Source organism: Winogradskyella marina (assembly GCF_015645385.1).
GTDB classification, from domain to species: domain Bacteria; phylum Bacteroidota; class Bacteroidia; order Flavobacteriales; family Flavobacteriaceae; genus Winogradskyella; species Winogradskyella marina.
Genome location: NZ_JADOET010000008.1, coordinates 64,673 through 78,588, shown reverse-complemented (window position 1 = coordinate 78,588; position 13,916 = coordinate 64,673). Strand labels below are relative to the sequence as shown.

11 protein-coding genes are annotated in these 13,916 nt (G+C 33.8%); 5 read left to right on the top strand and 6 right to left on the bottom strand.

Translation table 11 applies throughout. The annotated features are described in order from the left end of the window. Positions 1–24: 24 nt before the first annotated feature. Positions 25–750 (bottom strand): SDR family oxidoreductase, encoded by a 726-nt coding sequence (locus ITJ86_RS10595; protein ID WP_195871617.1) that lies wholly within the window; start codon positions 748–750, stop codon positions 25–27. 143 nt (positions 751–893) lie between these two features. Between ITJ86_RS10595 and ITJ86_RS10590 the strand changes: the two genes are divergently transcribed. Then, on the top strand, positions 894–1,382 hold the full coding sequence (locus ITJ86_RS10590; protein WP_195871616.1) for a hypothetical protein: 489 nt from the start codon (positions 894–896) through the stop codon (positions 1,380–1,382). Positions 1,383–1,384: 2 nt separating this feature from the next. Then, positions 1,385–2,770, top strand: a complete 1,386-nt coding sequence (locus ITJ86_RS10585) for a T9SS type A sorting domain-containing protein (protein WP_195871615.1) — start codon at positions 1,385–1,387, stop codon at positions 2,768–2,770. Between the two features lie 12 nt (positions 2,771–2,782). Here ITJ86_RS10585 and ITJ86_RS10580 read toward each other — a convergent pair whose 3' ends face one another. From ITJ86_RS10580 to ITJ86_RS10560, 5 genes are all read right to left on the bottom strand, one after another. Continuing rightward, positions 2,783–3,304 (bottom strand): DUF4136 domain-containing protein, encoded by a 522-nt coding sequence (locus ITJ86_RS10580; RefSeq protein WP_195871614.1) that lies wholly within the window; start codon positions 3,302–3,304, stop codon positions 2,783–2,785. 16 nt (positions 3,305–3,320) lie between these two features. Then, the gene (locus tag ITJ86_RS10575; RefSeq protein WP_195871613.1) at positions 3,321–6,950 is read right to left on the bottom strand and encodes a DUF7619 domain-containing protein; all 3,630 of its coding nucleotides are present in this window, start codon (positions 6,948–6,950) and stop codon (positions 3,321–3,323) included. A gap of 63 nt (positions 6,951–7,013) precedes the next feature. Then, on the bottom strand, positions 7,014–7,727 hold the full coding sequence (locus ITJ86_RS10570) for an ion transporter (RefSeq protein WP_195871612.1): 714 nt from the start codon (positions 7,725–7,727) through the stop codon (positions 7,014–7,016). A 15-nt stretch (positions 7,728–7,742) separates the two neighbouring features. After that, complete coding sequence (obgE, locus tag ITJ86_RS10565) at positions 7,743–8,741, bottom strand: GTPase ObgE (RefSeq protein WP_195871611.1); 999 nt, start codon at positions 8,739–8,741, stop codon at positions 7,743–7,745. Positions 8,742–8,805: 64 nt separating this feature from the next. Next, positions 8,806–9,915, bottom strand: a complete 1,110-nt coding sequence (locus ITJ86_RS10560) for an adenylate kinase (RefSeq protein WP_195871610.1) — start codon at positions 9,913–9,915, stop codon at positions 8,806–8,808. A 157-nt stretch (positions 9,916–10,072) separates the two neighbouring features. Between ITJ86_RS10560 and ITJ86_RS10555 the strand changes: the two genes are divergently transcribed. The 3 genes from ITJ86_RS10555 (at position 10,073) to ITJ86_RS10545 (ending at position 13,906) form a co-directional block, all read left to right on the top strand. Continuing rightward, positions 10,073–11,227 carry a 5-(carboxyamino)imidazole ribonucleotide synthase gene (locus ITJ86_RS10555; RefSeq protein ID WP_195871609.1) on the top strand — a complete coding sequence of 385 codons (1,155 nt, stop codon included), beginning with the start codon at positions 10,073–10,075 and terminating at the stop codon, positions 11,225–11,227. 3 nt (positions 11,228–11,230) lie between these two features. Next, positions 11,231–11,710, top strand: coding sequence for a 5-(carboxyamino)imidazole ribonucleotide mutase (gene purE / locus ITJ86_RS10550; RefSeq protein ID WP_195871608.1), 480 nt, complete (start codon positions 11,231–11,233; stop codon positions 11,708–11,710). 165 nt (positions 11,711–11,875) lie between these two features. Beyond that, positions 11,876–13,906, top strand: a complete 2,031-nt coding sequence (locus tag ITJ86_RS10545) for a M3 family metallopeptidase (protein WP_195871607.1) — start codon at positions 11,876–11,878, stop codon at positions 13,904–13,906. Positions 13,907–13,916 lie beyond the last annotated feature (10 nt).

The window sequence follows — 13,916 nt, the reverse complement described above, 5'->3', positions numbered from 1 at the left end:
TGAAACCTCTTTTAAGTTTTTCTACTATTTACTTGGCGGTGTTGTTGGTCGCACTTCAATTTTACTTGGTAAGGTTCTTGGATTCATGTGTAACAAATCAATTACCAATTCACCAATATCTTCTATTTGAATCTTCCACGATTGTTCATCACTTGGAGTATTTCCATTGAAATGTGTAGATACTGATCCTGGCATAATTGTACTCACTTTTACTCCATATTGCCTTAAATCTAGCATTACAGCTTGGGTAAACCCAGTAACACCAAATTTACTAGCGTTATAAGCAGAACCTCCTGCAAAGAAATTCGCACCAGCTAAACTTGAAATGGTGATATAATACCCTTTAGATGCTTTGAGTGCAGCAACACTGGCTTTAATAGAATTAAATGCACCTGTTAGATTGGTGTCAATAGTTTGGTTCCATTGCTCTTCCGTCAAATCCTCAATACTTCCAAAATGACCGAGACCTGCGTTTGCAATAACAATATCTAATTGTCCAAAAGTATCTAGTGCTTGCTTAACAGCGTCTTCTTGACTTTGAAGATGTCTAACATCTGCCTGAATACCAACCACAGATCCTATAGTATCTGTTTTAGATGCTAATTCTTTTGCAGCATCATTAGCCGCATTCTCATCTCTACTTGTAATCACTACTTTTAATCCTTGATTAAGTAAAGCTTCTGCCACACCAAAACCAATTCCTTTTGTACCTCCTGTGATTAACGCTACCTTTCCTTTTAAATCTTTCATTTCTTCTTTTTATCCAAATTTACAAAATAGGATTAAAAAAAGAAATTCAATACTGTTATGATATTTATAAAACTATAGGTTGCTTGTTATCAACTGCTTTTATGTTTAACTTTGCCCGCTGATATACATCTAATGTTTAGTCAATGAAAATTTCACACTTTATAAAGCATACGTTTGCATTAGTTTTTATATTCACTTTATTGTCTTGTGTTGGAAAAAAACCTGTAATTACTGAAGAACAACAGATAACAACACCACCAAAACTTCTATTCTTAAATTATAAAATTAATCAAGAAGACACTAAGAAAACCATCACGCTAATTAATCAAATTACAACCGATGGTAAATTAAAAATAAAAGATGCGTATAACAAAAGTGCGACTATTGGTGATTTAGAGTGTCTTATTTTAGATGAAGATTTCAATACATTAGAAACGTATTCCATAAAAAATCCATTAAAAAAAACAATTGAGTTTATAAATGATTCGGGAAAGTTTGAAAAAAAAATACTAGCTTTAGACAGTGTTCAATTTTCATTGAAATTACAATTACATCCTAAATCAAAATACGCTGTAATTAATGAAATTAAAGAAACCGAAACCATAAAACACATCACTACAAAAATTGAATGAGCATGAAAAAAACGCTACTATTACTATGTTTTGCCTTTAGTTTCCAATTTCTTTTATCGCAAACTTTTGATGTGCTTACCTTAAAAAACTCTGGTGACGATGACAGACGTATCAATCTTGTTATTTTAGGTGATGGTTACCAAGAAGATGAAATGTTACAGTTTGAAACAGACGCTACAAACTTTATGAATGATATGTTTTCTCAAGAACCTTTTTCTAATTATGAAAACTACTTCAATGTTCATATTATAAAAGTACCGTCTAATGAAAGTGGTGCAACGCATCCAGGAACAGCAACAGACGAGCCAATACCAACAGTTCCTACAATTACAGTTGATAATTATTTTGGCACAGCTTATGACAGTTATGATATACACAGGTTATTATACACAGAGAATACAGCTTTAGTTAGTACGGTTTTAGCTAATAATTTCCCACTGTATGACCAAGCTATTATTTTAGTTAATTCGCCATATTATGGAGGAAGTGGAGGCCCTTTTCCAGTATCATCTACAGGAGTGGATGCAGGCGAAATAGCTATTCATGAATTAGGGCATTCTTTTGTAGATTTAAAAGACGAATATTATCCTATAGAAATCCTTGTCGAAGAAGGTATAAATATGACGCAAGAAACAGACCCTACTTTAGTACGATGGAAAAACTGGGTTGGTATTAACAATGTTGGAGTTTATCCACATGCAACTTCAGGAACTGCTTCAACTTGGAATAGACCTCATCAAAGTTGTAAAATGCGTTATCTAGGTTATGATTTTTGTTCAGTTTGTAAAGAAGGAATTATTGAACGCATTCACGATTTAATTTCACCTATTGATTCTTATGCGCCAACAGAAGCTACAATTACAGAACTAAGTTTTCCGTTGAGTTTTCAAATAAACACAATACAAACACTACCTACAAACACTTTAGTTAACACTTGGACACTTAATGGTAGTGACTTTGCAACAAACGAAGTTACTGTTAACATTGAAGAAAGTGATTTAGCTACTGGCACAAACAATTTAACCGTTGTTGCACACGATGCAACGACTTTAATTGATGTAGACAATCACGAAACTATTCATGTTGCAACCGTTACTTGGACCATTGACAATACCTTAGGAGTACAAGCAGTAACCGCTAATGATTTTAGCTTAACACTATTTCCAAATCCTGCAAATACTCTCGTAAATATTAATCTAGAAAACGCATTAAACGAAAATGTCGTTGTTGAAATTATAAGCTTAGATGGTAAGAAAATAAAATCAGCTCAACTTTATAATCAGCAAAATACAACTATTGATATTAGTACGTTAAGCGAAGGAATTTACATTACTAACTTTTATACAAATGATGTTTTAATTGCGAGCAAAAAACTGATTAAAAATTAAAACGAAGTTTTATCATTTAGACTTTGGCGGATAACTTGAAAACATTTTTTCGACTATAGCCTTAAATTTTTCTTCGCGTTTTTCTGGAGTAGCATTGGGATTGTAACGGCTTTCGCTAATGGCTTGCCAAAACATACCGGTTTTATTATCGTCTACAAACTCAATAGCTAATTCTCTCGTACGTTTGTTTCCGCCTATAGGTACACCTACAGAAATTCCGCCACCAACATGGCCTCCACCTCCACCGACTTCAACACCAACATTGCTATTGTTTCGGCTTTGTATATCTTGACTAATAATATCAATGTAAAAATCGGGATTATCAGAGCGCGTTAAACCCATTGTTTTAAGCTTTGCGTCCATGGTTCTCATTAAACGTTTGGTATCTAATTCAGACATACCTGTTTTCATCTCAGCAAAGTAATTGTAACTTTTATAATCGTTAAAATTAGTAGACTTTTCATAATCATAGTTGACTACGGTTCCGCATGATGTAATAAGCAAAGCAACGAGTATAAGTTTTACTAATTTCATGGTTTTAAATTTTAAATTAATTCTTTATAATTCGTTTTGTAAAGTTTGCTTTTTTCGTATAAATTTTCACAAAATATATTCCAGAATGCAGTTCTGACATATTCAATTCTTTAGACGTTGAATTCATAACTTCCTTTCCTAAAACAGAAAATATTCGAACTGAGATTAACTGGTTTTCAACTCCGCGTATAGTAATTTTACCTGAAGTTGGATTTGGGTATAATTCAACACTTTTCAAACGCTCTTCTTCATTAACGCTAAGTGGCTCTATATATTCTGTTTCTATCGTATTTGTGATTATAGGAAAATTATAATCGAAATAAATTTTAGCCGTATTTTGAATAACATCACCTACTTGTAAATTAGTAATGGGCTTAATTTTAAAGGCAACATATCCATTGCTTCCGTCTTCGTCTAACAGCTGAGGCGGAAGATTAATGTTTTCAAAATTAAAGGTTACATGTTTTCCATCAACAATTTCTAAATCATAACTATGACTTGCGCTTTTCATTCTGAAAGTATTCCAATCGAGTAGGTCACTTAATTCGTCGGTAATACGAACATGAATAGCATCCGCGGTTCCGGTATTTTGAAAACGTACTAAATAGTCTAAATAATCCCCCGTTTGGTTTTCTAAAATAGTTGCGCCTTGTGAAACTTGTTTATCATTAGGATCGTATGAGTTAACCATAAGCTGCTCTAACATATAACTATTATCTTCAGAAACTTCGTCATTGTCAAACGCTATTGAAACCTCAAAATTTAAAATATCATCTGAATTATTTATTGGAGGTACTTCATTTATAAAGGTTACAACTAGCGTTTCGGATTGCAGTGGCAATAAATTTGTATAATCCCATTGAATTGTATTACCACTGGTGTTTGAAGGTAAAGTCGTAGCGCCAACAAAGTCTTGCCTAATGTCATCAAATATGAGAGTTATAGAACCTGCTGCAATTGTAGTTCCTAAGTTTTCGTAATGCAACAAATAATCACTTTCAAAACCAGGACGCGCATCACTAATCGGCGTTACACTTATAGCTACATTATTTACCTGAGTTATAGCGGTTATACAGAAATCTAGCGTTGTAGCATTTCCAGTAGACGAAAATGTAACCGATTGCTCGGTTGGCGTTACCATAAAATGATCGGGAATAGCTGCGTCATTTATTTCAATATCGAATTGCCCTTCTGGCAGTCTCATTTCATAAGTTCCATCAACAGTACTGGTTGTACTTACGGTATGCCCGAGACTATTTGTGGCTTTGATTATAAAATTTTCAGCGATATAATCATTGGCGTCGCATAAATTATTATTAAAATCATAACTAATGGTACCAGATACAACATTTAAAGACGCCTCACAATAATCAATAACGTCTTGATTAGAATTACAATTGCCACCATTTACACCTATAAAAGCATTAGCCGAAGTTTCTTCTAAAATATTACACACCGAGAGAATACTACAATTTGTTAGTTGTGGATTATCTGCTATTCTCAATTGATAAACTGAATTTGGGTTCAAATAAGTTAAACCACTAATATCATTAAGTGCATCGTTATATTCAATTTTTAAGACTAAATACGAACCTGGATTATTACCATTGGTTAAATTGGATAAGCCATCTAAATGTAATAAGGCTGCGTTATTACTAATTCCAATAGTACCCGAAACGCCTAGCAATCCTGCTAATCCGTTTATATTTAACAAACTTGGGTTTAATGTAATAAATAATGTATTTAAATAGCTTTGTAAATTAGTGAGTGCATCTATTTGCACTAAGACCTCGTTTCCTGTGATGCCTAAATTAGCAGCTGTTGTTAAGTTTTCTAATCCGGCTAAATTTGCTAGCGCATCATTATTATCTATTAAAACAGGTCCATTTACCGTTGTAAGATTTGAAAGTCCAGCTAATGACGTTAAACCGATATTGTTAGAAATCTCAAAATTATTTGCCTGTGTAATTTGAAGCGGTGGAATTTCTATAAGCGCATCATTATTTATAATTTTAAAATTATAAACTGTTTCTATATCATCAATAGCAGTTATGTTTGCCAATAAGGGATTATTGACAATTTCAATAAGACTTGCATCGTCAATATTTTGTAATCCATCTAAGGTTGTTAGTTGGCTATTATCATTAATATATAAACCACTATTTTCAATAGATATTATTTGCTGCAATGGGCTTAAATCTACAATATCATTACCTACAATATGTAAACTACCATTTAAAGTATCACAATTGGGATATAAAACAGGGAAATTATCAACTTCTGCTTGTGTTGATAAGTAAACATCACCATATGGGCATCCTGTGCATTCCTCAAATACATCACTATAGTCCTCACATCCAACGCCGTTATTTGAGATATTAATACCGCCTCCAGGAGGTATTAATTCACAGATACTATTGATGGCACAATTAGATAAAGCGGTGTTTCCGCTTATGTTAATATTGTTATTCCCTATAAATTCAACAGTACTAATACTTTCAATACTATTGAGATTTTCATTGTAATAAATCCCTAGTGCAGCTAATGAATTTAAAGTTTCTAAACCATTAAATGTTGTGAGTTGATTATTTTGTGAAACATATAAAAAAGCAATGGTTTCAATAGTTATTAAATCTTCAAAATCTGTTATTAACGCGTTGTTAATGAGATAGAGATTTTGAATTGAAACTAAATTTTCTAAACCTTGTAAATCCGATAAGGCTGAATTATTTTGTATGTACAAATTAGAAACCGCTTCTAACTGAGATAGGCCATTTAAATTTGTAATATCATCACCCTCAATAGTGAGATTATAACTTAGACTTGTACAATCAGGATACGTTGTTCCAAAGGCATCGACTTCTGATTGATTTGATAAAATGATAGCCTCTGTTGGACATGTCGAACAGCTGGCCAACACATCTTCTACAGAACTACAGCCGATAGCATTATAAGAAATTGTGCTATTCCCATTTTCTGTCACAGAACAAACCAAAGTATTTTCACAAACGGCAAGTTGCGAATTGTGAGTAATATCTAGTGTTAAATCAGGACTAAATTGCGCTGTATCTAGTTGTGAAATATCGTTTAATAAGGCATTTCCTGATAAATAAATTCCAGAGGACTGAACTAATCCACCTGTAAAATTCAGGTTTTCATTTAAACCATCTAAACTCATCAATGCATCACTATCTTCAATATGCAATGCTATAAAATCTACAATACTATTGGCACCTTGTAAGCTTGAAAGCGCATCCATTTCCCTAATTAAAAATACAATGGGAACATTAAGCGTGTAATTATTTAAAAACAATACATCCTGAAGCAAGGGATTGTCGTCTAAAAAAATATAAGAATCTTGCCCACCAATACCTGTTATGGTAAGCTCTTCTAAACCCTCTACACTTACAATAGAAGTTTCTAAAATGTATATACTTCCTACTGAATTGAGCTGTGTTAAAGGTGTGAGGTCTGTAATATCAGTTCCAGAAATGGTAAGCACTCCAAAAATTGATTCACAATCTGGATATAAATTTGGAAAATTATCAACTTCTGATTGACTGGTTAATAGAAGGTTTTCAAGACATTGCGCATAAGAAGCAAAAGGTAGTAGGAATACTACAACAATTAGTAACTTTAGTTTCATAGTAAGGTTTAAAGAATAACCTTTCAAATATAACTATATTAAAATGAATGATTAACAAAAAAGTTAGGCCTTCTCTTCAGGTTCCTCTACAGCCTTCGTTAACGACGAAGAAATAATCCCTGTCGGAATTGCTACAACCCCTAAACCTATTAAAAGCATAAAAAACGTAAAAATTCGTCCACCAACAGTAATGGGATACACATCGCCATAACCAACTGTTGTTAATGTTACAATTGACCACCAAAGACTAGAAAATATGGAAGAAAAATGCTCTGGCTGTGCTTCGTTTTCAAAATAATAAATACCTACAGCAGCAAAATAGATAAGCATAATTGTAATAATCATAAAGAGTATAATTTGCTCTTTTGCTAACTTCATGGCATTAGCAAAATGACGCATCGCTTTATTATAACGCACCAACTTAAACAATCTAAACAATCGGAACATTCTTAATAAACGCAAGGAACGTAGATCAACACCAAAGGACAAATAAAACGGTAGTATAGCCAAGAAATCTATAATACCAAAGAAACTAAAAATAAATTTTGGCTTACTATCTGCGACATAAATACGAGCTAAATACTCAAGCGTAAAAATAACTACACAAAACGCTTCAATGGCTTTCAAAACCACTTGTGTTTGAGGCCTTAAATCTGGTAAAGTTTCAATAGAAAAGGTGATTACCGAAAGTATAATTAGAAACTGAATAAAATAAGCAAAGCGTTTACTCTGTTTACTTCCATTGAGTTCTACGAGATTCTTCAGGTAAGTTTTCATATTAGCTATGCGCCTTTAATCATTCAACAACTTCCAAAGTTTATCTTTTAACTCGGTTAAACCTTGCTGTGCTACTGAAGAGATAAACATATAATCGGCTTTTAAATCTTTATCTAGAATTGTTGCGATTTCAGATTTTAATTCGCTATCTAACATATCAGATTTTGAAATACAAACAAGCCTCTCCTTATCTAACATTTCAGGATTATAACGCTTTAATTCATCTTCTAAAATTTCGTATTGCTCCACAATATCTTTTGCATCTGCAGGAATTAAAAACAGTAGAATTGAATTACGCTCAATATGTCTTAAAAAGTAATAACCTAAACCTTTACCTTCCGCAGCACCTTCAATAATACCAGGAATATCTGCCATTATAAACGACTGAAAATCGCGATATTCCACAATGCCTAAATTAGGCTTTAAGGTTGTAAATTCGTAATCCGCTATTTTAGGTTTTGCGGACGTTAATACAGATAATAAGGTTGATTTTCCAGCATTAGGAAAGCCAACCAAACCTACGTCTGCTAAGACTTTAAGCTCTAATGTGATATCTTTTTCTTCGAGTGGAATTCCAGGTTGCGCATAACGAGGGGTTTGGTTGGTAGAACTTTTAAAATGCCAGTTACCACGTCCTCCCATGCCGCCTTCGACCACTATTTTTTCTTCACCATCTTCTGTGATTTCAAATAAAACAGTATCAGTTTCAGAATCGCGTACTACAGTTCCTAAAGGCACTTCAATGTAAATATCTTCACCATCAGCTCCTGTACTTCGTCCTGAACTACCATGTGCTCCATGGCCAGCTTTAAAGTGTCTTTTAAATTTTAAGTGAATTAGTGTCCAAAGGTTTGAGTTGCCACGCAAAATAATATGACCTCCACGTCCACCATCTCCTCCATCTGGACCACCTTTTTGTATATATTTTTCGCGATGTAAATGCGCAGATCCTTTTCCTCCGTTTCCAGAAGTGACGTGCATTTTTACGTAATCAACAAAATTTCCTTCAGTCATATTCATTTCCCATCAGTGTGGGAATCTTTTTAGTTAGATTCCTATTTTTAGTAGGAATGGCAATTTATAATTTATCAATTACAGTACTTAGACGCACTGTAATGTCTTCAACACTACCAACACCATCAACACCAAAATACTTGTTTTGATCCGTGTAGTAATCTTTTAAAATCGCTGTTTTTGTATAGTATTGCTTAATTCGGTTTCTAATAATACTTTCGTCAGCATCATCAGTTCTACCACTGGTTTCCCCTCTTTTTAGTAAACGTTCTACCAATACCTCATCGTCAACTTCTAAAGCAACCATAGCATCGATTTGCGAATCCTTATCTTCCATTAATTTATCTAATGACTTAGCTTGTGCATTAGTTCTTGGAAAACCATCGAAAATAAAGCCGTTAGCTCCAGCATTTTTTTCAACTTCTTTATTTAACATATCAATAGTAACCTGGTCTGGTACTAACTCTCCTTTGTCCATAAAAGACTTAGCTAACATGCCTAATGCGGTTTCGTTTTTAATATTAAATCTAAAAACGTCACCTGTAGAGATGTGAATTAAATCGTATTTTTCCTTTAGAAAATTAGCTTGTGTTCCTTTGCCTGCACCTGGAGGACCAAATAGCACTATGTTTGTCATGTGTTGTGTAGTTTTTAATTGATATACATCTGGTAAATCTCTTCCTAGTCCATCGTAATCTAAACCGTAGCCTACGATGAATTTATTAGGAATTTCCATACCTACGTAATGAAGTTTAAAATCTTTATCATAAGCTTCTGGTTTATAAAACAAAGTGGCAATGAGTAATTGCTTTACATTTTCGTTTTCAAAAATACGATGCACTTCTTCTAATGTGTTTCCTGAATCTATGATATCTTCTAAAATAACGACGGTTCTTCCTGTTAAGTCTTGGGTTAAACCAATTAAGCGTTGAATATCTTCGGTCGATTTAACACCTTCATAAGACGCTAGTTTTATAAAAGTGACTTCACATGGTTTGGGATATTTTTTTACAAAATCGCTCACTAACATAAACGAACCATTTAAAATCCCAATAAACACAGGCACTTCATCACCTAAATCGGACGCAATACCATCTACCATGTTTTGGACAGCCGAATCTATTTCTTTTTCAGAAATAAAAGGTTTAAAGTATAAATCGTGAAGCTTAATCACTTTATTATTATTTTAGAATTGCAAAGATACATATTTGAATGCTTTTTGAATGATTTTTGATTTACGAATTTAGAAGTATGTGTCATATTTAGCGTATTTTTGTTGCTGAAAACGCAATGTGTAACTAATAAAGTTTCCACTTTCGTGGAAAATAAATATGAACTATTTTTCTTCCAATTTTAAACTCGGTATTCTTGGCGGTGGCCAACTTGGCAAAATGATGCTGTATGACACTCGCAAGTTTGACATCTACACTTGTGTCTTAGATCCTAGTGCTGACGCACCATCACGACTAGCTTGCGACGAATTTACCGTAGGTGATTTATTAGATTACGACACGGTTATTAACTTCGGAAAAAACGTTGATGTGTTAACGTTTGAAATCGAAAATGTTAATGTAGATGCCTTAGAATCCTTAGAAAAACGTGGAGTAAAAGTTTTTCCTTCAGCTAAAACATTAAGAATCATTCAAAATAAAGCAACACAAAAATTGTTTTATCGCGATAATGAAATTCCTACAGCTGATTTTTCGAGATTTGCTTATACATCAGAGATTGATGAAGCCGTAGATAATGGCGGTTTAAGCTACCCTTTTGTTTGGAAAAGCGCAAGGTTTGGCTACGATGGTACAGGTGTAAAAGTGGTTAGAGGTCTTTCGGATTTAACCGATTTACCTAATGTAGAATGCATTACAGAAACCTTAATTCCGTTTAAAAATGAATTAGCGGTTATTGTTGCCAGAAATGAACAAGGCGATATAAAAACATATCCTGTGGTGGAGATGGAATTTCACCCTGAAGCCAATCAAGTGGAATATGTTATTTGTCCGGCTCGAATTCCAGATGACATCGCAAAGAAAGCCGAATTAGTAGCTTTAAAAACGGCTGAAGCCTATAAACATGTTGGGCTTTTGGCTGTTGAAATGTTTCAGACTGAAAATGATGACATTTTAGTAAACGAGGTGGCTCCAAGGCCACACAATTCTGGTCATTATAGTATTGAAGCAAGCTATACATCACAATTTGAACAACAGCTGAGATGTATTTTAGGTTTACCACTTGGCAATACTGAAAGTAAAGTGGCTGGAGTGATGGTTAATCTTGTTGGTGCTGAGAACCACACAGGCAACGTCGTTTATAAAAATATTGAAGACATCTTAGCAATGGATGGCGTCACTCCCCATATTTATGGGAAGAAACAAACCAGACCCTTTCGCAAAATGGGACATGTAACTATTGTTAATGAAGATATTGCCGTAGCACGCGACATTGCAGAAAAAGTAAAACGTACAATTGAAGTAATTAGTGAATAAAATATGAGTAAAGTTGCCATTATAATGGGAAGCAAAAGCGATATGCCAGTGATGCAAGACGCTATAGATATATTAAATGGATTTGATATTGAAATTGAAGTGGATATCGTTTCTGCACATAGAACACCTGAAAAATTATTCGATTTTAGTAAAAACGCACACAAAAGAGGTATTAAAGTGATTATTGCTGGTGCAGGAGGAGCTGCACATTTACCAGGAATGGTTGCATCAATGTCACCACTTCCTATTATTGGAGTACCCGTAAAAAGCAGTAATTCTATTGATGGTTGGGATTCTGTATTATCTATTTTGCAAATGCCAGGAGGTGTTCCTGTTGCTACCGTAGCACTTAATGGAGCCAAAAATGCCGGAATTTTAGCCGCTCAAATTATTGGATCTTCAGACCAATGCGTCTTAGATAAGGTTTTGGTTTACAAGGAAGGCTTAAAAGCAAAGGTGATTGAGTCTGCAAAGGACATCTAAAAAAGCCTCAACTTTCGTTAAGGCTTTTTAGCTATTAATCAATTCTCCTTTTACATTATTAAATGAAAAAACAGTGATGCAAAGGTACAACCATATACAAATGGCTTTCCTAACAAAAAGTTAAAATTCAGAAACGCATAATCTTAAATAAAAGTCAAAAAATTAATGAATTTTCTTAATAATACATTTAACACAACATATAATACAGCACCATTTTCAAAAATAAAAGCAGAAGACTTTTTGCCTGCTTTTAAAATTGGAATAGAAAAAGCAAAAGCAGAAATCGATGCCATAACCGACAACACTGCATCACCAACTTTTGAAAATACTATTGAAGCCTTAGATTATTCAGGTGAAGAGTTAAATCGTATTTCTAGTATATTCTTCAATTTGAATTCTGCGGAAACCAATGATGAGATTCAAAAAATTGCTCAAGAAGTTTCACCCTTACTTTCTGAGTTTAGTAATGATATTACATTGAATGAAGCTTTATTTAAGCGTGTAAAAGCAGTTTACGATTCAAAATCTAATTTAGAGTTAACCATAGAACAAGAAACATTACTAGATAAAAAATATAAAGGTTTTTCTAGAAATGGCGCCAATTTAGCTGAAGATAAAAAAGATAAACTGAGAGCTATTGACAAAGAGTTAAGTCAACTAAAATTAAAATTTGGTGAGCATATTTTAGCTGAAACCAATGCCTTTGAAATGCACTTAACTAATGAAGATGATGTTTCAGGTTTGCCAGAAGGAGCCAAAGAAGCTGCCAAACAATTAGCAGAAAGCAAAGATAAAGACGGTTGGTTAATTACTTTAGATTACCCAAGCTATATTCCGTTTATGACCTATGCCGACAATAGAGATTTACGAGAACAACTTTCAAAAGCATTTGGTAGAAAAGGATTTCAGAATAACGAATTGGATAACCAAGAACTCGTTATTAAAATAGCACAATTACGTTTTCAGCGTGCACAACTGCTAGGTTATAAAACACATGCGCATTTTGTATTAGAAGAACGTATGGCACAAACGCCAGAAAAAGTGACTTCTTTTTTAAATGAACTATTAGAAAAAGCAAAACCAGCAGCTAATGAAGAGTTTAATGAATTGGAAAATTTCGCTAAAGAACTAGACAGCATAGACCAATTACAAAAATGGGATTCTGGTTATTATTCTGAAAAATTAAAACAAAAATTGTTTGACTTAGATGATGAACAGTTAAAACCATATTTCAAATTAGAGAATGTCATAAATGGTGCTTTTACAGTTGCTAATAAGTTATTCGGTTTAGAATTTGAAGAAATTGACACTATAGACAAATACCACGAAGAGGTTTTAACCTATAAAGTGACAGATGCTGATGGTGAATTTGTTTCTATCTTCTATGCCGATTTTTTTCCAAGAGCCGGAAAACGTAACGGAGCTTGGATGACGGTTTACAAACCACAAATGATAAAAAATGGTGTAAATGACAGACCTCATATATCAATCGTTTGCAACTTTACAAAACCCACAAAAAGCAAACCATCTTTACTCACTTTTAATGAAGTCACAACGTTATTTCATGAATTTGGTCATGCCCTACACGGCATGTTAGCCAACACAACGTACCCAAGTTTATCTGGTACAAGTGTGTATTGGGATTTTGTAGAATTACCAAGTCAGGTATTAGAGAACTGGTGTTACGAAAAAGAAGCCTTAGAATTGTTTGCCACGCATTACGAGACAGGCGAGGTGATTCCTATGGAATTGATAAATAAAATTAAAGCTTCTTCCACGTTTCATGAAGGCATGCAAACCCTACGCCAATTAAGTTTTGGGTTATTAGACATGTCTTGGCATGGTATTGACCCTTCAGAAATTGATGATGTAAAATCTCATGAAGTCGAAGCTTTTGCTGATACCAATTTGTATCCAGATGTTGCAGAAAACTGTATGAGTACATCCTTCGCGCATATTTTTCAAGGGGGTTATTCTTCTGGCTATTACAGTTACAAATGGGCAGAAGTTTTAGATGCTGATGCTTTTGAATACTTCCTAGAAGAAGGTATTTTTAATAAAACCGTTGCAGACAAATTTAAAACCTTTGTACTATCTCAAGGTGGTACAGAAAATCCAATGGTATTATATAAAAAGTTTAGAGGTCAAGAGCCAAAACCTGAAGCGTTGTTGCGACGTGCAGGATTGTTAAAATAAAACTAGCGTA